This is a genomic window from Sphingomonas sp. 8AM (genome assembly GCF_902506455.1).
Taxonomy (GTDB): domain Bacteria; phylum Pseudomonadota; class Alphaproteobacteria; order Sphingomonadales; family Sphingomonadaceae; genus Sphingomonas.
On the sequence record NZ_LR733844.1, the window covers coordinates 2,867,916 to 2,888,483 of the forward strand.

The window sequence follows — 20,568 nt, forward strand, 5'->3', positions numbered from 1 at the left end:
GATTGCTTCGCTACGCTCGCAATGGCGATTTCCGTCAGTACGCGCGACCGACCAGCACGCGCTCCACCGCCGCATCGCCGGTGAAGATGCAGGCGCCGTTCGCCGCGGCCTGCCCCATCGGCGCATTGCGCAGCGTCAGCTTGAGCGCCTTCAGCCGCTCGACCACAGCGTCGAGTCCCGCGCCGGTCGGACGCGACCATTGCACCTCCAGCCAGCCAGGGTTCTTCATGCCGTCCGCGAAATGCCCTTCGACCTGTGACCAGTCACCGGCCGGCGCGATATTCGCGTCCAGCCGCGCTTTGGCCTGATCGAACAGCGTCTGCTGGATGTCCGCGAGCAGCGCCGCGACTCCGCTTGCAAAGCCGTCACGCGCGACCGCAGCGCTGTCGAGCTTGCCATCCTCGCGGTACAGGCGATCGCGGCGGATCACCGAGATGTTGCCCGCCGCCATGTCGCGCCCACCGACCTCGATCACGAGCGGCGCGCCCTTCTTGACCCAGCTCCAGCGCTTGGTGGTCGCCTTGACCGGCTTGAGATCGAGCAATGCGCGGACCGGCTCGCCGAACGCGCTCTCCGCGGACAGCGCCTGCTGCAATTCGCGGCAGTAGCTGACCAGCGCCTCGTCCTCCGGCGTGTCGCGAAGCATCGGGACGATCACGACCTGCCACGGGGCGACGCGCGGCGGCACGCGCAGGCCGTCGTCGTCGCCATGCACCATGATCAGCGCACCGATCATCCGCGTCGACACGCCCCAGCTCGTCGTCTGCGCGTAATCGAGCTGCCCCTCCGCATTCTGGAAGCGGATGTTCTGCGCCTTTGCGAAATTGGTGCCGAGGAAGTGCGAGGTGCCCGCCTGCAGCGCCTTGCCGTCCTGCATCATCGCCTCGATCGACCAGGTGCCGACCGCGCCAGGGAAGCGCTCGTTCTCGGGCTTCTCGCCCGCGATCACCGGCACCGCGACGCAATTTTCGGCGAAGTCGCGATAGACTTCGAGCATCTTCAGCGTTTCCTCGCGTGCCTCGTCGGCGGTGGCGTGCGCGGTATGCCCTTCCTGCCACAGGAATTCGGCGGTGCGCAGGAACATGCGCGTGCGCATCTCCCACCGGACGACGTTCGCCCATTGGTTGATGAGCACCGGCAGGTCGCGCCACGATTGCACCCAGCGCGCGAAGGCGTGGCCGATCACCGTCTCGCTGGTCGGGCGAACGACGAGCGGTTCCTCCAGCTTCGCGGCGGGATCGGGGACCAGGCCGCCCTTCCCGTCCGCGATCAGCCGGTGGTGGGTGACGACCGCCATTTCCTTGGCGAAGCCTTCGACATGGCTGGCTTCCTGCTCGAAATAGCTGAGCGGGATGAACACCGGGAAATAGCAATTCTCGTGGCCCGTCGCCTTGATGCGATCGTCGAGCAGGCGCTGGAACCGCTCCCAGATGCCATAGCCCCACGGCCGGATGACCATGCAGCCGCGCACGCCTGATTCCTCGGCCATGTCGGCCTCGGTGATGACGGATTGATACCAGGCGGCGAAGTCGGCCTCACGGGTGACGGGGAGCGCATGTTTCATGCGCGCGGCGATAGCGGCAAAAGCGCCTGCTCGCCAAGCGGCAACGCGCGGGGTTCCTTTGCGTCGGCGCGGCCGTTAGGGACGGTGCGATGTCGGGTGATCGCGTCCTGAAGGGCATCGCCCTGCGCCTGTTGGCGATTTTCTTCCTCTCCACGATGTCGGCGCTCGTGAAGCTCGCAGAGACGCGGGGGGCGTCGTTGCCCGAGACAATGTTCTGGCGACAGGCGTGCGCGCTGCCGGTGGTGCTGACGTTCGTTGCGGCGACGCGCGGGCTCGGATCGCTGCGCACGACGCGGATCAAGGGGCATCTGGCACGCTCGCTGGTCGGGGTGGTGGGGATGGTGTTCACCTTCGGCGCGGTGCTGCTGCTGCCGCTCGCGGAGGCGACGACCTTCCAGTTCACGGTGCCGATCTTCGCGACGATCCTCGGGGCGCTGGTGCTGGGCGAGCGGACGGGGCTAAAGCGCTGGGGTGCGGTGCTCGTCGGGTTCGCGGGGGTGCTGATCGTCGCGCAACCGGGCGGCGGCGAGCATGTGCCGCTGTTCGGCGCGATCGTCGGGTTGCTGGCGGCGTTGTTCGTCGCCCTAGTCGCGATCCTGCTGCGGCAGTTGCGCGACGAGCCGTCGGGGACGACGGTGTTCTGGTTCTCGGTGCTGACGCTGCCGCTGATCGCGGTCCCTTATGCCTTTCACCTCAAGGCGCACGATCCGCTGACGTGGCTGAACCTCGCCGCCATCGGCATGGTCGGCGGCTGCGGGCAATTGGCGCTGACCGGTGCGGCGAAGCTGGCGCCGGTGACGACGGTGGTGCCGATGGATTATTCGGGGCTGATCTGGGCGACGCTCTACGGCTGGCTGCTGTTCGGGGTGCTGCCGAGCGCGATGACCTGGGTGGGCGCGCCGGTAATCATCGCGAGCGGGTTGTTCATCGTCTGGCGCGAGCAGCGGCTGGGGAAGCAGCAGACGGTGACGGCTGCGCCGGAGGATTGAGGGTGGTCACGTCATTGCGAGCGTAGCGAAGCAATCCAGAGCCCAGCGCGTGACGCCCTGGATTGCTTCGCTGCGCTCGCAATGACGGTATCGACCTACTCCGCCGCTTCGGCCTGCACGACCGGCGGCTTCCACGTCAGCACCGGCTTGCGCGCCGCGAGCGTCTCGTCGAGGCGCGCGCGGGGGGCGAAATGCGGGGCGGTCTTGAGCGACGGATCGCCCGCCTTCGCACGCTCCGCTACCGAGCGCAGCGCACCGATGAACTGGTCGAGTGCGGCGCGGCTCTCGGTCTCGGTCGGCTCGATCAGCATCGCGCCGTGGACGACCAGCGGGAAGTACATGGTCATCGGGTGGAAGCCCTCGTCGATCAGCGCCTTGGCGGCGTCGATCGTCGAGAAACCGGCCGCGAAGCCCTTATCCGAGAAGATCGCCTCGTGCATGCACGGCCCCGCCCCCGCGAACGGCGCATCAAGGACGTCCTCGAGCGAGCGCAGCACGTAATTGGCGTTGAGCACCGCATCCTCGGCAACCTGCTTCAACCCGTCCGCACCGTGGCTGAGGATGTACGCCAGCGCGCGGGTGAACATCCCCATCTGGCCGTGGAAGGCGACCATGCGGCCGAACGTGTCGGGATGATCGTCGCCCGCCGTCTCTTCCTCGATCAGCTGGATGTGCCCGTCGGCCATCCGCGCGGTGAACGGCAGCGGACCGAACGGCGCGAGCGCTTCCGACAGCACCACCGGCCCAGAGCCCGGCCCGCCGCCGCCGTGCGGGGTCGAGAAGGTCTTGTGGAGGTTGATGTGCATCGCGTCGACGCCGAGATCGCCCGGCCGCACGCGCCCGACGATCGCGTTGAAGTTCGCACCGTCGCAATAGACGTACCCGCCCGCCGCATGGACCGCGTCGCTGATCTCCTTGAGATCACGCTCGAACAAGCCGCAGGTGTTCGGATTGGTGATCATCACCGCTGCGACGTCCGGTCCAAGCCGCGCCTTGAGCGCGGCGGTGTCGACGCGGCCGTCGGCGGTGGCGGGGATGTCCTCGACCGAGAAGCCCGCGAACGCCGCGGTCGCCGGGTTGGTGCCGTGTGCGCTTTCTGGCACCAGCACGACCTTGCGATGGCCCTCGCCGCGCTTCTCCAGCGCCGCCTTGATGCACAGGATGCCGCACAGCTCGCCATGCGCGCCCGCCTTGGGGCTCATCGCGACGCCGTACATGCCGGTCAGCTTGATGAGCCACACGGCCAGTTCGTTGATGACGCCCAGCGCGCCCTGCACGGTATCGACCGGCTGGAGCGGGTGGATGTCCGCGAAGCCGGGCATCCGCGCGACCTTCTCGTTCAGGCGCGGGTTGTGCTTCATCGTGCACGAACCGAGCGGGAACAGCCCGAGGTCGATCGCATAATTCTGGCGGCTGAGGCGGGTGTAGTGGCGCACCGTCTCCTGCTCCGACAGGCCGGGCAGCCCGATCGCGCTCTTGCGGGTCAGATCGCCGAGGCGCGAGCCAGCGACATCGCCGTCCGCGAAGTCGACGCCGGTCGTCCCGGTCGAGCCGATCTCGAAGATCAAAGGCTCTTCGAGCATCAGCGCCTTGTTGCCGGTGAAGGTCGGCGCGGCGTTGCCACCCGCGACCGGCGTGGTCGGCTTCCAGCCGCTTGCATTGATGCTCATGCCAGTGCCTCCTGAAGCGCAGTCGCCAGCGCCTCGATATCCTCTCCGGTTGCCGTTTCGGTGACGGCGACGATCAGCCCGTTTTCGAGCGCACCCTCGCCCGGATACAGCCGCCCGAGCGAAACGCCCGCGAGCACGCCCTTGTCGGCGAGATCGCGAACGATCGGCCGCGCCTCCTTGCCGATGTCGAGCGTGAACTCGTTGAAGAAGGTGTCGTTGACGACCTTGACGCCCGGCACCTTCGCCAGCCGGTCGGCCGCACGGCACGCACCCGCGTGGTTGAGCGCTGCCAAGCGCCGCAGCCCCGCCTCGCCCAGCAACGTCATGTGGATCGAGAAGGCCAGCGCGCACAGCCCGGAATTGGTGCAGATGTTGCTGGTCGCCTTCTCACGGCGGATATGCTGCTCGCGCGTCGACAGCGTCAGCACGAAGCCGCGTCGGCCCTCGGCATCGACGGTCTGCCCGCACAGCCGGCCCGGCATCTGGCGGACGTACTTTTCCTTGCAGCCAAACAGCCCGACATACGGTCCGCCGAACTGGAGTCCGACGCCGAGCGACTGGCCCTCGCCCACGACGATATCCGCGTCCATCTCACCGGGCGAGCGCAGCGCGCCGAGCGCGACCGGCTCGGTGACGACCGCGATCAGCAACGCCTTCTTCGCGTGGCAGGCGTCGGCGAGCGGGGTCAGATCGGCGATGCGGCCGAGGATGTCGGGGTATTGGACGACGACGCACGAGGTATCGTCGTCGATCCTGGCGATCAGCGCGTCGAGATCGGTGTCGGCGGTCAGCGTCGGCAGCGCGGTGTCGAGCACGTCGCCGGTATATTTCGCCATTGTCTTCGCGACCGAGACGTAATGCGGGTGCAGCCCGCCCGACAGGATCGCCTTGCAGCGCCGGGTGATGCGCCGCGCCATTCCGATCGCTTCCCAGCACGCGGTCGAGCCGTCGTACATGCTGGCGTTCGCGACGTCGGTGCCGAGCAAGGCGGCGACCTGCGTCTGGAACTCGAACAGCATCTGGAGCGTGCCCTGCGCGATCTCCGGCTGATAGGGCGTATAGGCGGTCAGGAACTCGCCGCGCTGGATCAGGTGATCGACGCTGGCGGGAACGTGGTGACGATACGCCCCGGCTCCCAGGAAGAACGGCACCTCGCCCGCGACGGTGTTCCGGCGCGCGAGTGCGGCCATGTGGCGCTCGACCGCCAGCTCGCTGGCATGGTCGGGCAGATCGTGGATCGGGCCATCGAGCCGCGCGGCTTCTGGCACGTCGGCGAACAGATCGTCGATCGACGATGCGCCGATCACGGCCAGCATGTCCTGGCGGTCGGTGGGGGTCAGGGGCAGGTAGCGCATCAAGTGCTCCTCCCCTCCCTTTCAAGGGAGGGGAGGAGCACTTGATGCGCTACCTGCCCCTGACCCCCACACCAGTGCGCTCCCGAACGCAGCACCCACAAACATCCGTTCACGAACAAGCGGTTATCGAAGCCCGTCCGGCCCGGGTCAGCTGTCTTGCCCGGAACCAGCGATGCAATCCGCGACCATTGCGCCTCACTCAACTCGTACCGCTTAATCCCCATCACTCGCTCCGAGCCTCGACACGGATGCCTATGAATCAGCCTTCACGGCGTTTGGGAATCCTGAATGTCGATCCGGCCTAGGGCGATCCGGTCTCACGCAACAGTGACAAGGCCCGTGTTCCGTTTCGGTGATCGTGCCGCTACGGTACCGGAATGAACAAACTTTCGCCCGCCGAACGGGCATCTCTGGAGAGGATCGACGCCGGCGCAATGCTGGCACGGGTCGAGCGCTGGGCCGCGATCAACAGCGGGACGCGCAACGTCGCCGGCTGCCTAGCGATGGCGAGAGAACTCGCCGATGCGTTCGCCGCGCTGCCGGGTACGGTGGAGCTGGTGGAGCCGACCGCGACCGACAGTGTCGCCGCGGACGGACGCGTCGAGCCACTGGCACATGGGCCGCATCTGCGGGTGTCAGTGCGTCCCGCGGCGTCGGTTCGGCTGCTGCTGACCGGGCATATGGACACCGTCTATCCCGCAGGTCACGCTTTCCAGTCCTTGCAGTGGCGCGAGCCCGGCGTGCTCAACGGCCCGGGTGTCGCGGACATGAAAGGGGGGCTGTCGCTGATGCTCGAAGCCCTGCTGGCGATCGAAGCGGGTGGTTCGCAGCTCGGCTATGACGTCATCATCAACTCCGACGAGGAAACCGGGTCGTTGTCGTCCGCCGCACTATTGGCGGAAGCGGCGCGGGGCAAGGTCGCGGCCCTGACCTATGAGCCGGCCCTGCCGGACGGCACGCTGGCCGGCGCACGTGGCGGGACGGGCAATTTCTCGATCGTCGTTCGCGGTCGCGCCGCCCATGCCGGGCGCAATCCCGAGGACGGACGAAACGCGATCGTCGCGGCCAGCGCGCTGGCGGTGCGGCTGCATGCGGAGCGCTCGCCCCGACTGGCGGTCAATCCCGCCCGGATCGAGGGCGGCGGCCCCAACAATGTCGTGCCCGATCTGGCGGTGCTCCGCGTCAACTTCCGCCCGGCCGATGACGCCGAGATCACGCGCGCGCAAACCGCAATCGATGCCGCGGTCGCCGCGGTGCAGGCGGCACATGACGTGTCGATCGCGGTGCATGGCAGCTTCAACCGCCCGCCCAAGCCGATCGACGCGGGCGCGGCGCGGTTGTTCGAGCTGGTGCGCAGCGCGGGTGCCGATCTGGGGCAGCCGATTGCGTGGCGCGACACCGGGGGCGTCTGTGACGGCAACAACATCGCGGCATGCGGCGTGCCGGTGGTCGACACGATGGGCGCGCGGGGCGGCGCGATCCACTCGAACGACGAATTCCTGATCGTCGACAGCCTGGCCGAGCGGGCCGCGCTGTCGGCAGTGACAATGCTGCGACTGGCCGAAGGAGCGCTGGCATGACGTTCGTGATCCGCGCCGCCGACGCGCACGATCTGGCGCATCTGTACGAGATGGCGAAGCTGACCGGCGGCGGTTTCACCAACCTGCCCCCGGATCGCAATGCGCTGACCGCGAAGCTCGAGCGGAGCGCGCTGGCGTTCGGGCATGACGATACGTCGATGTCCGACGAGCTGTTCGTGCTGATGCTGGAGAACAACGTCACCGGCGACGTGCGCGGGACGGGCCAGTTGTTCACGCATGTCGGGCAGAAACATCCCTTCTACAGCTATCGGCTGGGGACGCTGGCCCAGCACAGCCGCGAATTGTCGCGGACGTTCCGGGCCGAGATGCTGTCGCTGACCACCGATCTGGAAGGGGCGAGCGAGGTCGGCGGGCTGTTCCTCCACCCCGGCGAGCGCGCGGGCGGCCTCGGATTGCTGCTGGCGCGGAGCCGGTACCTGTTCATCCGCACGCATCGTCCGCGCTTCGCCGACCGGACGCTCGCCGAACTGCGCGGCGTGATCGACGAGGCGGGCGGGTCGCCGTTCTGGGACGGGCTGGCCGGGCGGTTCTTCGGGATGGGCTTCCAGGAGGCCGATGAATTCAATGCCGTGCACGGGCACCAGTTCATCGCCGACCTGATGCCCAAGCATCCGATCTACACCGCGATGCTCTCCGACCATGCGCGTGCCTCGATCGGGCTGCCGCATCCCTCCGGCCGCGCCGCGATGCGGATGCTGGAAAATGAAGGGTTTGCGTACGAGAATTACATCGACATCTTCGACGGCGGCCCGACGATGACGGTCAAGACCGACCAGATCCGCACCGTTCGCGATGCGCAGGATGCGGCCGTCGTGGCGGTGCGCGAGGGTGGCACCGAGGAAGCGCTCGTGGCTACCGGGCGGCTGGCGGCGTTCCGCTGCGCCTATGCCCGGATCGGGACGGTCGACGGGGGTGTGACGCTGGACCCCGCTGCGGCGACGGCGCTACGGCTGCGCGAGGGCGACCGCGTGAGCTGGATCGGACGGATATGATACGCGAGATCAACTTCGACGGGATCGTCGGCCCCAGCCACAATTATGCCGGGCTCAGCCCCGGCAATCTCGCCGCCACCGCCAATGCCGGACAGGTTGCGCATCCGCGCGCGGCGGCGTTGCAGGGGGTGGCGAAGATGCGCGCCAATCTCGCGCTCGGGCTGGTGCAGGGCGTGCTGATCCCCCCGCCCCGCCCCGACCACGACTGGCTGGCGCGGCTGGCGATCGATTACGATGCAGCGCCGGCGCACCTGAAGGCGCAGGCGTTGTCCGCCTCCTCGATGTGGGCCGCCAATGCCGCGACCGTTTCTCCCGCGCTCGATACCGCGGACGGTCGCTGCCACCTGACCGTCGCCAATCTGGTGACGATGCCGCATCGCAGCCATGAGTGGCGCGCGACGCTGGCGCAGTTGCAGCTCGCCTTCGCCGACGCCGCGCATTTCGTCGTGCAGCCGCCGGTGCCGCCGCCGTTCGGTGACGAGGGCGCGGCGAACCACATGCGGCTGTGTGCCGCGCATGATGCGCCGGGTGTCGGGGTGTTCGTCTACGGCGTGGCGGGCGGCGCGTTTCCGGCGCGGCAGCATGTCGAGGCCAGCCGTGCGATCGCGCGGCATCATGGGCTCGACCCGGCGCGGACGCTGTTCGTTCAGCAATCGGTCGAGGCGATCGCCGCTGGCGCTTTCCACAACGACGTGGTCGCGGTCGCCAACGAGCGCATCCTGCTGGCGCACGAACAGGCGTTTGCGGACCGTGACGGCTTCTACGCCGACCTTCGCCGCTTGCTGCCCGAGGTCGAGATCGTCGAGGTGCCGGCGGCGGAGGTGAGCCTGACCGACGCGATCGGCTCCTACCTCTTCAACGCGCAACTCGTCACCCCGCCCGACGCCGTACCGACGCTGATCGTGCCCGAGGAAGCACGCGCCAACCCGCGCGTGTGGCAATGGATCGAGGCGCATCTGGCGGGCAACGGGCCGATCCGGCGCATCGAGGTGGTGGACGTTCGCGAGTCGATGGCCAATGGCGGCGGGCCGGCGTGCCTGCGCCTGCGCGTCGTCTGCGATCCCGCGACGGTCGATCCGCGTTTCCTGGTCGACGAACAACGGCTCGACCGGATCGCGGCGGTGATCGAACGGCATTGGCCCGAGGCGATCGCGCCGGACGATCTTGGCGACGGCGCCTTGCTGGAGCGGATCGCCGCCGCCCGCGCGTCGCTCGTCGAGGAATTGGGCCTGCCGGAGTTACAGGGATGACCGCGCGGTTGCAGCGCTGGTGGCGCGGGTTCGCGCGACTGTTCGTCGTCAAGACGAAGTTCGAGGCGTTCATGCTGATCTACGCGATCGCCACCGGCGCGGTCGAACGGGGGATGACCTATCTGCATCGCTTCCCCGGCACGTCGGGCTGGATCATGTTCGGCGCCTGCACGATCGTCGTGTTCATGGCCGGTGGCAAGATCATCGACGGCGTGGAGCGTGACGCCAACACCTGAGCGGATCGGCTATTGATATGTTGTAACATGCCGCTAATGGGAGACCCATAAGGGAGTCGCCCATGAAGACCATGTTGTTTGCCGCGGTCGCGCTTGCACCGCTCACCCTGCCCGCCGCCGCCCAGACCGCCGACCCGGCGCGACAGTCCGACCCGCATCGCTCGGACGAGGTGATCGTCACCGCGCCGATCCAGACGAGCGAGACCGATGTGCTGCAGGGCACGTCGGTGCTGACCGGCGCGAACCTGACCCGCGAGCTTCGCCCGACGATCGGCGAAACCCTCGCGCGGCTGCCGGGCGTGTCGGCGACCTCGTTCGGGCCGAACGCGTCGCGGCCGATCCTGCGTGGTTTTCAGGGCGACCGTATCCGGGTGCTGACCGACGGGATTGGCTCGATCGACGTGTCGAATACGTCTGTCGATCATGCGGTGGTGATCGATCCGCTGCTCGCCGAGCGCGTTGAGGTGCTGCGCGGGCCGGCGGCGCTGCTGTATGGGTCGTCGGCGGTGGGCGGTGTGGTCAATGTCGTCGACCGGCGGATTCCGCGCGCGCTGCCGCAGAACGGCTACCGCGCCGATGCGATCGGCACCTATGGCAGTGCGGCAAACGAGCGCTCGATCGGCGGCGCGGCGGACGTCACCGCTGCTGGACCACTCGTGCTGCACGTCGACGGATCGTACCTGAAGGCGGACGATCTGCGCACCGGCGGGTTCATCCTGTCCCGCGCCGCGCGCCGCGCCTCGCTGGCGCTGGCAGGCGCGCCGCAGAACGGCGACGAGCCGATCGACTTTGCGGCGAACGCGGCGCTGAGCGGCAAGCTGCCCAACAGCGGGGCGGAGACGTGGACCGCTGGCGCGGGTGCATCGATCATCACCGATGGCGGGATGCTGGGCGTCTCCTATGGCCATTACGACAGCCTGTATGGCGTCCCGGTCCGCTATGCGACCGCACTGGGGCAAGAGCAGGAGGCGCCGCGGCTCGACGTGGTGCAGAACCGCTATGATTTGCGCGCCGAGGTGACGCCGCACGGCTCGCTGATCGATACCATCCGCATCCGCGCCGCTCACGCCAATTACCGGCATTTCGAGCTGGAGGAAGACGGTTCGATTGGCACCGCCTTCTACAACAAGGGGCTGGAGGGACGGCTCGAGCTGGTGCAGGCCAAGCGCGGGGCGTGGCAGGGTGCCAGCGGCGTGCAATATTTCAGCCGCGCCTTCGACGTGGTCGGCGACGAGGCATTCCTTCCGCGTAACCAGACCGAGCAGACTGGGCTCTTCACGCTCCAGCAATATGAGGACGGCCGGTTCAAGGCGGAGGGCGGGCTACGCTACGAACGGACCCGGCTCACCGCCGATCCCGGCTTCCGCGAAGGGACCGAGCGGTTCACCGGCGCGGATCGCAGCTTCGGGACATGGTCGGGGTCGCTGGGCGCGGCCTACACGCTGGCGGACGGTGTGCGGGTCGGGTTGAACGGATCGCGTACCGCGCGCGCACCGTCCGCAGAGGAGTTGTTCGCCAACGGGCCGCACGCTGGGACGCAGGCGTATGAGCTGGGGAACCCCAACTTTCGTGCGGAAACGTCATGGGGTCTGGAGGCGACACTTCACGCGCACAATCAGATCTTCAGCCTTGATGCGTCGGCCTATTACAACTGGTTCGACAATTACATCTATGAGTCGCAGGTCGCCGGAGCGGCGTGCGTAACCGCGGCGCAGGGCGAGGTCGACTTGCCGTGCTTCCGATACGATCAGGCGAAGGCGCGCTACTACGGCTTCGAAGCGGATGCCTCGGCGCGGCTGGCGACGATTGGCACGCATGTCATCACCGCCGATCTGCTCGGCGATTACGTCCATGCCGAGGTGGTGGATCGCGGTCCGGTGCCGCGCATCCCGCCGCTGCGACTGCTCGGCGGGATCGAGGCGCGCAGCGACACCAGCGCCGCGCGCGTCGAGGTCGAGCGCGCCTTCGCGCAGAACCGCACCGCGCCCTTCGAGACACGGACCGACGGCTATACGATGGTCAATGCCTCGCTGTCGTTCCATCCGTGGGGCGGCAGCGACCGGCGCAGCATCCTGCTGGCCGCGAATAACATCTTCGATGTCGAGGCGCGGCGCGCCGCGAGCGTGCTGAAGGATTTCGCGCCGCTGGCCGGGCGAGACGTGCGGGTGACGTTCCGCGTGGGTATCTAGACCATGATGACGTGAGGTCGACCGTATCGTTCGTCAATGCGAGCGTAGCGAAGCAATCCAGGGCCGGACCAGGACGCCCTGGATCGCTTCGCTACGCTCGCAATGACGGATCAGGCTGACGTCATCACGTTTGAAGATTGTCGTCGCCCGGCTGAATTGCGGGACGACGCGATTATATCGCGCGCGCGTAGATCAGATCGTCGTGCCACGTTGCGCCAACGCGGAAGCGGCGGGTGCCCGCTACCGTAAAGCCCTGCTTTTCGTAGAAACGCTGCGCACGCTTGTTGCGGCCGTAGACGCCGAGCAGCAGTCGCCGACAGCCCCGCATCCGCGCATCTTCTATCGCGCGGGCCATCAACGCCGGCCCTAGACCCGTGCCGTGGGTGGGGAACAGAGCATAGATGCGCTTGAGCTCGACATCACCGGCTTCCGGCCCGACCGGCAGGTCGGGCGTGGTCAGCAGGGTGTAACCGATTGGCGCACCGCCCGCTTCGGCCTCGGCCAGCGTCGCAATCGCGCCATCGGCCAGATACGCCTCGAACGCCGCCACGCTGCTGTTGCGCGACACATGCGCAACGATATCCGGGCCGTCGAGAATGCCCGCGAACGCTTCGAGAAAGGTGGCGCCCGCTACCAGCGAGAGCGCGGCGGCCTCCGCCGGCCCCGCACGGCGCAGGCGCCAGTCCATATCAGCCGACGATTTCTTCCGGCTTGAAGAAATAGGCGATCTCGATCTCGGCATTTTCGTCCGAGTCCGACCCGTGCACGGTGTTCGCCTCGATCGACTCGGCCAGTTCCTTGCGGATCGTGCCCGGTGCGGCGTTCTCGGGGTTGGTGGCGCCCATGATGTCGCGGTTGCGCTGCATGGCGTTCTCGCCTTCCAGCACCTGCACGACGACCGGGCCCGAGATCATGAAGCCGACCAGATCGTTGAAGAACGGGCGCTCCTTGTGGACGGCGTAGAAGCCCTCGGCCTGCTCCCTGGTCATCTGGATGCGCTTGGACGCGACGACGCGCAGGCCGGCCTCCTCCAGCATCTTGGTGACTGCGCCGGTCAGGTTGCGGCGCGTGGCATCGGGCTTGATGATCGAGAAGGTACGGTTCGCGGCCATGACGGTCACGGGCTCCTGAAATGAATAGGATGGAAGTGGCGTCGCCCTAGGCGGACGCGCGCGGTGATGCAAGCGAGCGCTCAGGCGGCCTGTTCCCAGCGCCCCGCGTCATTCTGCTTCCAGTAGCGCCGCTCGACGCCGTCGCGCGCCGCCAGTTCCTTCCACGCCCCGCGGGCGGCACGGATGTGTTCCTCGTCGAAAAAGTGGAAGGCGCGGTCGAAGTCGAGCGCGGCATCACGCCACTCGCCGTCAACCAGCGCGATGTAGCGCGCGCGATTGGCGGGGTTGACGTCGGCGGCGATCAGGATCGGCTGGCGCTCGTCTGCCGCACCGCCCTGCTGGGCGTGCGGCAGGAAGCTGTCGGGCGCGTAGTTCCACAGCAGCCGGTCGAGCGCCGCGCGCCGCTCTTCGTCGGCGGCAACGATCAGCAACCGCGCGCCCGACGCCACCACCTTCGCCGCGATCTGCGGAAGCGCACGCTCCAGCGGCATGCGGGTCAGGTGGTAGAAGTCGACCTGCATCGCCCGGCCCTAGCGCTCGCAGGTGTCGGCGACGAAGCGGTCGAGGACGCGCACGCCATAGCCGGTCGCGCCCTTCGCCCAGGTCGGACCGTCCTTGTCCGCCCACACCATCCCGGCGATGTCGAGATGCGCCCAGGCGACGCCCTCGTCGACGAAGCGCTGCAGGAACTGCGCCGCGGTGATCGATCCCGCGCCGCGCGGTCCAACGTTCTTCACGTCGGCAATCGGCGAGTCGATCAGCTTGTCGTACGCCTCAGAGAGGGGGAAGCGCCACAGTTTGTCGCCGGTGCTGAGGCCCGCCGCCAGCAGCTGCCCGGCCAGCGTGTCGTCGTTGCTGAACAACCCGCCAAATTCGTTACCGAGCGCAACGATCATAGCCCCGGTCAGCGTCGCAAGGTCTACGATCCGCGTCGGCTTATGGGTATTTTGGACCCAGGTGATGCAATCGCATAGCACCAACCGCCCCTCGGCGTCGGTGTTGATGACCTCGATCGTCTGGCCCGACATGCTGGTGACGACATCCCCCGGCCGCTGTGCATTGCCGTCCGGCATGTTCTCGACGAGCCCCATCACCCCGATAACGTTGGCTTTCGCCTTGCGCGCAGCGAGCGTCAGCATCGCGCCGGCCACCGCCGCCGCGCCGCCCATGTCCCACTTCATGTCTTCCATTCCGGCCGCTGGCTTGATCGAAATGCCGCCGGTATCAAAGGTCACGCCCTTGCCGACCAGCGCGGTCAGCGGCACGTCGCTTTCCGCCCCGCTCCACTTGAGCGCGAGGACGCGCGCCTCCCGCCGCGAGCCCTGCGAGACGCCGAGCAGCGCCCCCGCGCCCAGATCAGCAAGTTCTTTCTCGCCGAGGACGGTAACCTCGAGTCCGAGACCGTCCACAGCCTCCAGCACCCGCTCGACGAAGCTCTCCGGGTAGAGGATGTTCGGCGGCAGCGTCGCCAGCGTCCGCGCGAGCTCCAGCCCGCGCGTCACCGCCTCACGACCCGGCCACTCGGCATCGTCGCCGACGATCGTGATCGCGGTCAGCGTCGGCTTCTGCTTTTCGGGAAGTTTGGTGCGATATTCGTCAAAGCGCCACGCGCGCTGCGCCACCGCGGCCGCGAAGCGCGCGGCGGCGAGCGCCGGCTCGCCGTGCAGATCCGCGACCGCAGTGGTGACGCCCGAGGTGAGCAGCCGGGCGGTCAATGCGCCGCCCGCACGCTCGAACGCAGCATCATCGCCGTTGCCGACACCCAGCAGGAGCACGCGCTGCGTGCCCTGCGCGGCGGTCACGAACACTTCCGCAACGCTGCCCACCTCACCGGTGAAACGCTGTCCCTCCGCTGCAGCAGCGAGCAACGTGTCGGCGCCCGCGATCAGCCCGGCGGTGCCCGTGTCCTTGCGCACCGGCAGCGCCAGCACCGCGGCATCGGCGGGGCGTTCGGCGGTGAAGGCGATCTGCATTCGTGTATCCTCTTCCAGCATGCCGCCTACCTAGGCACCGCACCACCAAATGGCAAAGCGTTGCAGGCTCGACGTGGCGATGCGATAGGCGGCAAGGGCGTGGCCGCCATTCCGGTCGGTCGCGCAAACGGGGCAACGACGACGACGTGATGCGTTTCGATCTTCTCGCCGGCGGTGCGCTGTGCCTGGCGCTCGCCGGACCGGCCGCTGCGCAGTCGCTTTTGGGTCGCGCGGGCGGCGCCCCCGCCCCGGCGGCGGAGGCATCCGCCGCCGACGACCAGGTGCAGTTCAGCGCCGGCGCGCTCGAATACGACTATAACGACGATGTCGTCACTGCGACCGGCGAAGTGCGCATGTCGCGCGCCGGTGAGCGGCTGCGCGCCGAGAAGGTGCTGTGGAACCGCAAGAGCGGCAAGGTCGTCGCCACCGGCAACGTCGCGGTGACCAACCCGCAGGGCGATATCGCCTATGGCGATTCGATCGAACTGACCGATACGCTGAAAGACGGCGTGGTCGACAATTTGCTCGTCGTGCTCGAACAGGGCGGCCGGCTGGCGGCGGTCCGCGGCGTCCGCAATGCCGACGGGACGATGAATCTCGACCGTGCCGTCTATTCGCCGTGCGCGGTCACCGGATCGGATGGTTGCCCGCGCGAGCCGTCATGGAAGATCACTGCGGTGAAGGTCGTCTACCGCCCTGACAAGAAGCGCGTCTATTATGAGGGCGCCCGCTTTCATCTATTCGGAATGACCAGCCCGGCGCTGCCACGCTTCAGCAATTCGGTCGTCGCGAGCAACGACACCGGATTGCTGACCCCGTCGATCGGATTGACCCGATTGAACGGCGCCGAGCTGGTGCTGCCGTTCAATCTGGCGCTCGGGCCCAGTCAGTCGCTCGTGCTCGCTCCCCACATTTTCACGTCCGAAGTCCCGATGATGGAAGCGCGTTACAGCGGGTTGAACGAGCTGGGTGCCTATACCATCCGGGGCTTCGCGACGAGCAGCCGACGCACGCAGAACCTTACCGATCTGGCCACCAGCGATACGGAGCGCGCGTTTCGCGGCTATCTCGATGGGGCGGGCCGGTTCCAGTTCGACCCAAATTGGAGCCTCTCTGGCTCGTTACGGCTGGTGACGGACCGGACTTTCCTGCGCCGTTACGACATCTCGAACGAGGACCGGCTGCGCACAACGCTGGCGCTCGAGCGTGTCGATACGAATAGCTACCTGTCCATTGCCGGTTGGGCGGTGCAGACGCTACGCGTCGGCGACCGGCAAGGGATGCAGCCCGTCGCGTTGCCCGAACTCGACTATCGTCGCCGCGTGCCGGACGCGCTGCTCGGCGGGACGTTGCAGTTCCAGCTCAACTCGCTGGCGATCGGCCGCAAGGCCGGACAGGATACGCAACGTGCGTTCGGCAGCGCGCGGTGGGACTGGCGCGGGATCACCGTGCTCGGGCAGGAAGTGACGCTGACCGCTTTCGGGCGTGCAGACGCCTATGATACGCAAAACGTCGCGGCAACCTCGATCGCCAGCTATCGCGGCATCGAAGGCTTTCAGACCCGCTTCATCGGCGCCCTGGCGGCAGACGTTCGCTGGCCGTTCGTCGGCGAGCTGTTCGGCGGCTTCCAGCGCTTCACGCCGCGCGTGCAGATCGTGGCGACGCCGAAAACCCGCAACATCCAGGTGCCCAACGAAGACGCTCGCGCAGTCGACCTAGAGGATTCTAACCTCTTCGCGCTCAATCGCTTCTCCGGTTACGATCGCTGGGAGGACTCGAGCCGCGTCACTTACGGCGCCGAATGGGCGCTCGACCTCGACCGGATCGCGATTTCGGCAAACGTCGGGCAAAGCTATCGCCTCAACGAACGGCCGAGTATCCTGCCCGACGGCACCGGGCTGTCGGATCGCTTCTCCGACATCGTCGGCCGCACCAACATCCGCTTCGGCGAGTTGGTGACGCTGACGCACCGTTACCGCATCGACAAGGACAATTTCGCGATCCGCCGCAACGAAGTGGACGCGACGGTCGGCACGCGCCAGACTTACGCCACGGTTGGCTACCTGCGGCTCAATCGCGACATCAACGTGCTGGAGGATCTGCAGGATCGGGAGGAAGTACGCGTCGGCGGCCGCGTCGGGATCACGCGTTTCTGGTCGGTGTGGGGCTCGGCAATCGTCGATCTCACCAATCGCGCCGAGGACCCGCTGTCGACCTCGGATGGCTTTTCTCCCATCCGCCACCGCGTCGGCGTCGCCTATGAGGACGATTGTCTCAATCTGGGGCTGGCATGGAAGCGCGATTATCGCAACGTCGGCGATGCGCGGAGTGGCAACAGCTATCTCTTGACGCTTTCCTTGAAGAACCTCGGTCGCTAAGCCGCGGTTCAGTTGTTTTCCGGCACAAGCGCCGCGGCGGCGACAGGCGCACCTCATCGGGATTTCGAAACGGACGTGATGATGAAGACGAATGGCGCGGCGCTGACCCGCCGGTTGCTGGCAACGATCGTGGCGCTTGGCGTGACGGGCGTTGCGCTGGCGCAGGATGCCGACAGTGCGCGCGACGCCACCGGGCTCAATCTGCCGAAGGATCTCCAGATCTTCGGCAAGGTCGATCCGAACATCCGCAAGGCGACCGCGATCGTCAACGAAGCGATCATCACCGGAACCGACGTCGATCAGCGTGTGAACTTCATCGCGGCGGCGAATAGCGCCAAGCTGAACGCCGAAGAGCGCGAGAAGCTGCAATTGCAGGTGCTGCGCCAGTTGATCGACGAGACGCTGCAGATCCAGCAGGCCAAGGTCGCGGATATCACCGTGACGAAGGGCGAGATCGACCAGGCGTTTGCCGGGGTCGCGCGCAACCTGCAGAAGACACCGGCTCAGCTGACGACGTGGTTGCGCGAGCAGGGCTCATCGGATCGCTCGCTGCGTCGCCAGATCGAGGGCGAGCTGGCGTGGAACCGCTATCTGAGCAAACGCGTCGAGCCGTTCGTCAACGTCGGTGATGAGGAGGTGAAGGCAATCCTCGACCGGCTGGAGGCCGCCAAGGGCACCGAGGAATATCACCTCAACGAAATCTATCTGGCCGCGACCCCCGACCGTCAACAGCAGGTGTTCGATAACAGCAAGCAGCTGATTGCGGAGATCAGCAAGGGGCAGGCGCCATTCAGCTATTTCGCGCGTAACTTCTCCGAGGCATCGACGCGCGGCGTCGGCGGCGATCTGGGCTGGGTGCGGGCCGCGCAGCTGCCCGGACCGCTCGCCGAGACCGCACAGATCATGCAAATCGGGCAGGTCGCCGGCCCGGTCTCGACGCCGGGCGGTTTCTCGATCCTCTACCTGGTCGACAAGCGGCAGGTGCTGACCGCTGACCCGCGGGACGCGCGGCTCAGCCTCAAGCAGCTGACGATCAAGTTCCCGGCTGGCACGACGCAGACGCAGGCCACGGCGCGCACCAGCGCCTTCGCCGAGGCGATCCAGAAGCTGCAAGGCTGCGGCTCGGTCGCGAAGGTCGCCGCGTCGCTGAACGCCGAGGTGGTCGACAATGACGCCATCCGCATCCGTGACCTGCCGCCGCCGTTGCAGGCGATCATGCTGAAGTTGCAGGTCGGCCAGGCGACACCGCCGTTCGGCTCGCCGAGCGAGGGCGTCCGTACCCTGGTGATGTGCGGACGCGACGAAGCGCAAGGCGGGCAGCTGCCGGGCGCGCAACAGATCCAGAACCAGCTCGAACAGCAGCGCGTCAACTTGCGCGCGCAGCAAGCGCTGCGCGATCTGCGGCGTGATGCGGTGATCGAATATCGCTGAGGCAGCAATGATGGATGGGCCGATCGTCATCTCGATGGGGGATCCTGCGGGGATCGGGCCGGAGACGATCGCCAAGGCATGGGACGCGCGTGTCGAGCGCGCGCTTCCTCCATTCGTCGCGGTCGGTGACCGGCGCGCCATCGCACGCGTCTGGAACGGGCCGGTTGCGGCGGTGTCGGACCTGAACGCGGTGGCCGACGTCTTCGCTGCGGCACTTCCGGTATTGACGGTGCAGGATGCCGGCGAGATCGTTCCCGGCGTACCGGACATCGATGGCGCGCGCTGCGCGGTTCGCGCGCTGGAGCTGGCGACGGGACTGGTGCGATCCGGCGCGGGGCGTGCGCTGGTGACCGGGCCGGTGTCCAAATCGCAGCTCTACCAAACCGGTTTCACCTATCCCGGACAGACCGAATTTGTCGCTGAGCGCTGCGGGATCGCGCGCGACAATGCGGTGATGATGCTCGCCGGGCCGGGGCTGCGGGTGGTGCCGATAACGACGCATGTGCCGCTGGCGGCGGTGCCTGGGTTGCTGACCGCCGAGCTGATCCTCGCCAAGGCGCGGGTGACGGCGCGCGCCATGATGCGCAATTTCGGCATCGAACGTCCGCGGCTCGCCTTCGCCGGGCTCAATCCGCATGCGGGCGAGTCCGGGGCGTTGGGGCGCGAGGAGATCGATGTGATACAGCCGGCGATCGAGCAGCTGCATGCCGAGGGCTTCGACGTGCGCGGGCCGCTGGCGGCGGATACGATGTTCCATACCCGGGCGCGCGCCACTTACGACGTCGCACTGTGCCCTTACCACGATCAGGCGCTGGTGCCGTTGAAAACCCTGTTCTTCGACGATGGCGTCAATATCACGCTCGGGCTGCCGATCGTGCGGACCTCGCCCGATCACGGCACGGCCTTCGGGATCGCCGGCAAGGGTCAGGCGCATCCCGGCGCGACGATCGCAGCGATCCTGATGGCGGCCGAGGCGGCGACACATCGTGCGCGCTCAGCAATCGCATGAGCGCCGCTGAGTTGCCGCCGCTGCGCGATGTGATCGCGCGGCATGGTCTGTCGGCGTCGAAAGCGCTGGGGCAGAACTTCCTGTTTGACGCGCAATTGCTGGCACGGATCGCGCGGATACCGGGTGATCTCACTGACGCCGAGGTGCTGGAGATCGGCCCCGGCCCCGGCGGGTTGACGCGGGCGTTGCTGGCGAAGGGCGCGCGGGTGACCGCAATCGAGCGCGATCGGCGCTGCATCCCGGCGCTGGCCGAGCTGGAGGCGGCGTATCCCGGCAAGCTGCGCGTGATCGAGGGCGATGCGACCGAGATCGAGGCGCGGACGCTGTTCGACGGCGCACCGCACATCGTTTCCAACCTGCCCTATAACGTCGGCACCGCTTTGCTGATCGGCTGGTTGTCGGCCGATTGGCTGCCGTGGTGGACGTCGCTGACGCTGATGTTCCAGCGCGAGGTCGCGGAGCGGATCGTCGCGCCGGTCGGGGGTGATGCTTACGGGCGACTGGCAGTGCTGGCGCAGTGGCGGTCGACGGCGCGGATCGCGATGCCGGTGCATCGCTCCGCCTTTACCCCGCCGCCCAAAGTGATGTCAGCGGTAGTGCACATTACCCCCACCGAAGCGCCGGGAGATGTCGCGCTATTCGTCCTCGAACGAGTGACCGCGGCGGCGTTCGGGCAGCGGAGGAAGATGTTGCGGCAGTCGCTGCGCGGGGTGCCGGGCGCGCTGGAAGCGCTGGAGGCCGAGGGGATCGAGGCGACCCGGCGGGCAGAGACAGTGAGCGTCGCCGAGTTCGTCGCCGTCGCCAGGCGGCTGAGCTGAC

General features: G+C 67.5%; 17 protein-coding genes and 1 pseudogene. 10 read left to right on the forward strand and 8 right to left on the reverse strand.

The features are described 5' to 3' along the window. Positions 1 to 34: 34 nt before the first annotated feature. Positions 35 to 1,564: a proline--tRNA ligase gene (gene proS / locus BACI71_RS13540; RefSeq protein WP_159759446.1), complete on the reverse strand. Its 1,530-nt coding sequence runs from the start codon at positions 1,562 to 1,564 to the stop codon at positions 35 to 37. 89 nt (positions 1,565 to 1,653) lie between these two features. Between proS and BACI71_RS13545 the strand changes: the two genes are divergently transcribed. After that, positions 1,654 to 2,553, forward strand: coding sequence for a DMT family transporter (locus BACI71_RS13545; RefSeq protein WP_159759448.1), 900 nt, complete (start codon positions 1,654 to 1,656; stop codon positions 2,551 to 2,553). A 95-nt stretch (positions 2,554 to 2,648) separates the two neighbouring features. On the opposite strand, the gene gcvPB is transcribed toward BACI71_RS13545, so the two are convergent. The 3 genes and pseudogenes from gcvPB to BACI71_RS13560 all read right to left on the reverse strand — a co-directional run. Further along, on the reverse strand, positions 2,649 to 4,223 hold the full coding sequence (gene gcvPB / locus BACI71_RS13550; RefSeq protein WP_159759450.1) for an aminomethyl-transferring glycine dehydrogenase subunit GcvPB: 1,575 nt from the start codon (positions 4,221 to 4,223) through the stop codon (positions 2,649 to 2,651). Continuing rightward, on the reverse strand, positions 4,220 to 5,578 hold the full coding sequence (gene gcvPA / locus BACI71_RS13555; protein ID WP_159759452.1) for an aminomethyl-transferring glycine dehydrogenase subunit GcvPA: 1,359 nt from the start codon (positions 5,576 to 5,578) through the stop codon (positions 4,220 to 4,222). The genes gcvPB and gcvPA overlap by 4 nt, the downstream gene beginning before the upstream one ends. Before the next feature lie 71 nt (positions 5,579 to 5,649). Beyond that, a pseudogene (locus BACI71_RS13560) lies at positions 5,650 to 5,796 on the reverse strand (transposase); the annotation flags it as partial. 159 nt (positions 5,797 to 5,955) lie between these two features. Here BACI71_RS13560 and BACI71_RS13565 point away from each other — a divergent pair. The 5 genes from BACI71_RS13565 (at position 5,956) to BACI71_RS13585 (ending at position 11,846) form a co-directional block, all read left to right on the forward strand. Next, complete coding sequence (locus BACI71_RS13565; protein WP_159759456.1) at positions 5,956 to 7,158, forward strand: hydrolase; 1,203 nt, start codon at positions 5,956 to 5,958, stop codon at positions 7,156 to 7,158. Continuing rightward, complete coding sequence (locus BACI71_RS13570; RefSeq protein WP_159759458.1) at positions 7,155 to 8,171, forward strand: arginine N-succinyltransferase; 1,017 nt, start codon at positions 7,155 to 7,157, stop codon at positions 8,169 to 8,171. Before BACI71_RS13565 ends, BACI71_RS13570 begins: the two co-directional genes overlap by 4 nt. Beyond that, positions 8,168 to 9,421, forward strand: coding sequence for an N-succinylarginine dihydrolase (locus BACI71_RS13575; protein WP_159759460.1), 1,254 nt, complete (start codon positions 8,168 to 8,170; stop codon positions 9,419 to 9,421). The genes BACI71_RS13570 and BACI71_RS13575 overlap by 4 nt, the downstream gene beginning before the upstream one ends. Then, positions 9,418 to 9,657 (forward strand): hypothetical protein, encoded by a 240-nt coding sequence (locus BACI71_RS13580; RefSeq protein WP_159759462.1) that lies wholly within the window; start codon positions 9,418 to 9,420, stop codon positions 9,655 to 9,657. The genes BACI71_RS13575 and BACI71_RS13580 overlap by 4 nt, the downstream gene beginning before the upstream one ends. Before the next feature lie 62 nt (positions 9,658 to 9,719). Next, the gene (locus BACI71_RS13585) at positions 9,720 to 11,846 is read left to right on the forward strand and encodes a TonB-dependent receptor (RefSeq protein WP_159759464.1); all 2,127 of its coding nucleotides are present in this window, start codon (positions 9,720 to 9,722) and stop codon (positions 11,844 to 11,846) included. Positions 11,847 to 12,018: 172 nt separating this feature from the next. Here BACI71_RS13585 and BACI71_RS13590 read toward each other — a convergent pair whose 3' ends face one another. The 4 genes from BACI71_RS13590 to BACI71_RS13605 all read right to left on the reverse strand — a co-directional run bounded on the left by BACI71_RS13590 (position 12,019) and on the right by BACI71_RS13605 (position 14,931). Beyond that, positions 12,019 to 12,534, reverse strand: coding sequence for a GNAT family N-acetyltransferase (locus BACI71_RS13590; protein ID WP_159759466.1), 516 nt, complete (start codon positions 12,532 to 12,534; stop codon positions 12,019 to 12,021). A gap of 1 nt (position 12,535) precedes the next feature. Continuing rightward, positions 12,536 to 12,958 (reverse strand): nucleoside-diphosphate kinase, encoded by a 423-nt coding sequence (gene ndk / locus BACI71_RS13595; protein ID WP_022686546.1) that lies wholly within the window; start codon positions 12,956 to 12,958, stop codon positions 12,536 to 12,538. An 80-nt stretch (positions 12,959 to 13,038) separates the two neighbouring features. Continuing rightward, the gene (locus BACI71_RS13600) at positions 13,039 to 13,479 is read right to left on the reverse strand and encodes a DNA polymerase III subunit chi (RefSeq protein ID WP_159759468.1); all 441 of its coding nucleotides are present in this window, start codon (positions 13,477 to 13,479) and stop codon (positions 13,039 to 13,041) included. A 9-nt stretch (positions 13,480 to 13,488) separates the two neighbouring features. After that, on the reverse strand, positions 13,489 to 14,931 hold the full coding sequence (locus tag BACI71_RS13605; protein ID WP_159759470.1) for a leucyl aminopeptidase: 1,443 nt from the start codon (positions 14,929 to 14,931) through the stop codon (positions 13,489 to 13,491). 149 nt (positions 14,932 to 15,080) lie between these two features. Here BACI71_RS13605 and BACI71_RS13610 point away from each other — a divergent pair, with 149 nt between their 5' ends. The 4 genes from BACI71_RS13610 to rsmA all read left to right on the forward strand — a co-directional run bounded on the left by BACI71_RS13610 (position 15,081) and on the right by rsmA (position 20,567). Beyond that, complete coding sequence (locus BACI71_RS13610; protein ID WP_201297376.1) at positions 15,081 to 17,309, forward strand: LPS-assembly protein LptD; 2,229 nt, start codon at positions 15,081 to 15,083, stop codon at positions 17,307 to 17,309. A gap of 78 nt (positions 17,310 to 17,387) precedes the next feature. Then, positions 17,388 to 18,740, forward strand: a complete 1,353-nt coding sequence (locus BACI71_RS13615; RefSeq protein ID WP_159759474.1) for a peptidylprolyl isomerase — start codon at positions 17,388 to 17,390, stop codon at positions 18,738 to 18,740. A gap of 10 nt (positions 18,741 to 18,750) precedes the next feature. After that, the gene (gene pdxA / locus BACI71_RS13620; protein WP_201297377.1) at positions 18,751 to 19,749 is read left to right on the forward strand and encodes a 4-hydroxythreonine-4-phosphate dehydrogenase PdxA; all 999 of its coding nucleotides are present in this window, start codon (positions 18,751 to 18,753) and stop codon (positions 19,747 to 19,749) included. Beyond that, complete coding sequence (gene rsmA / locus BACI71_RS13625) at positions 19,746 to 20,567, forward strand: 16S rRNA (adenine(1518)-N(6)/adenine(1519)-N(6))-dimethyltransferase RsmA (protein WP_159759478.1); 822 nt, start codon at positions 19,746 to 19,748, stop codon at positions 20,565 to 20,567. The genes pdxA and rsmA overlap by 4 nt, the downstream gene beginning before the upstream one ends. The last annotated feature ends 1 nt before the right edge of the window (position 20,568 follow it).

Coding starts and splice junctions, on each gene's coding strand:
- proS (WP_159759446.1), bottom strand. CDS start 1,564: ATGAAACATGCGCTCCCCGTCACCCGTGAGGCCGACTTCGCCGCCTGG.
- BACI71_RS13545 (WP_159759448.1), top strand. CDS start 1,654: ATGTCGGGTGATCGCGTCCTGAAGGGCATCGCCCTGCGCCTGTTGGCG.
- gcvPB (WP_159759450.1), bottom strand. CDS start 4,223: ATGAGCATCAATGCAAGCGGCTGGAAGCCGACCACGCCGGTCGCGGGT.
- gcvPA (WP_159759452.1), bottom strand. CDS start 5,578: ATGCGCTACCTGCCCCTGACCCCCACCGACCGCCAGGACATGCTGGCC.
- BACI71_RS13565 (WP_159759456.1), top strand. CDS start 5,956: ATGAACAAACTTTCGCCCGCCGAACGGGCATCTCTGGAGAGGATCGAC.
- BACI71_RS13570 (WP_159759458.1), top strand. CDS start 7,155: ATGACGTTCGTGATCCGCGCCGCCGACGCGCACGATCTGGCGCATCTG.
- BACI71_RS13575 (WP_159759460.1), top strand. CDS start 8,168: ATGATACGCGAGATCAACTTCGACGGGATCGTCGGCCCCAGCCACAAT.
- BACI71_RS13580 (WP_159759462.1), top strand. CDS start 9,418: ATGACCGCGCGGTTGCAGCGCTGGTGGCGCGGGTTCGCGCGACTGTTC.
- BACI71_RS13585 (WP_159759464.1), top strand. CDS start 9,720: ATGAAGACCATGTTGTTTGCCGCGGTCGCGCTTGCACCGCTCACCCTG.
- BACI71_RS13590 (WP_159759466.1), bottom strand. CDS start 12,534: ATGGACTGGCGCCTGCGCCGTGCGGGGCCGGCGGAGGCCGCCGCGCTC.
- ndk (WP_022686546.1), bottom strand. CDS start 12,958: ATGGCCGCGAACCGTACCTTCTCGATCATCAAGCCCGATGCCACGCGC.
- BACI71_RS13600 (WP_159759468.1), bottom strand. CDS start 13,479: ATGCAGGTCGACTTCTACCACCTGACCCGCATGCCGCTGGAGCGTGCG.
- BACI71_RS13605 (WP_159759470.1), bottom strand. CDS start 14,931: ATGCAGATCGCCTTCACCGCCGAACGCCCCGCCGATGCCGCGGTGCTG.
- BACI71_RS13610 (WP_201297376.1), top strand. CDS start 15,081: ATGCGTTTCGATCTTCTCGCCGGCGGTGCGCTGTGCCTGGCGCTCGCC.
- BACI71_RS13615 (WP_159759474.1), top strand. CDS start 17,388: ATGATGAAGACGAATGGCGCGGCGCTGACCCGCCGGTTGCTGGCAACG.
- pdxA (WP_201297377.1), top strand. CDS start 18,751: ATGGATGGGCCGATCGTCATCTCGATGGGGGATCCTGCGGGGATCGGG.
- rsmA (WP_159759478.1), top strand. CDS start 19,746: ATGAGCGCCGCTGAGTTGCCGCCGCTGCGCGATGTGATCGCGCGGCAT.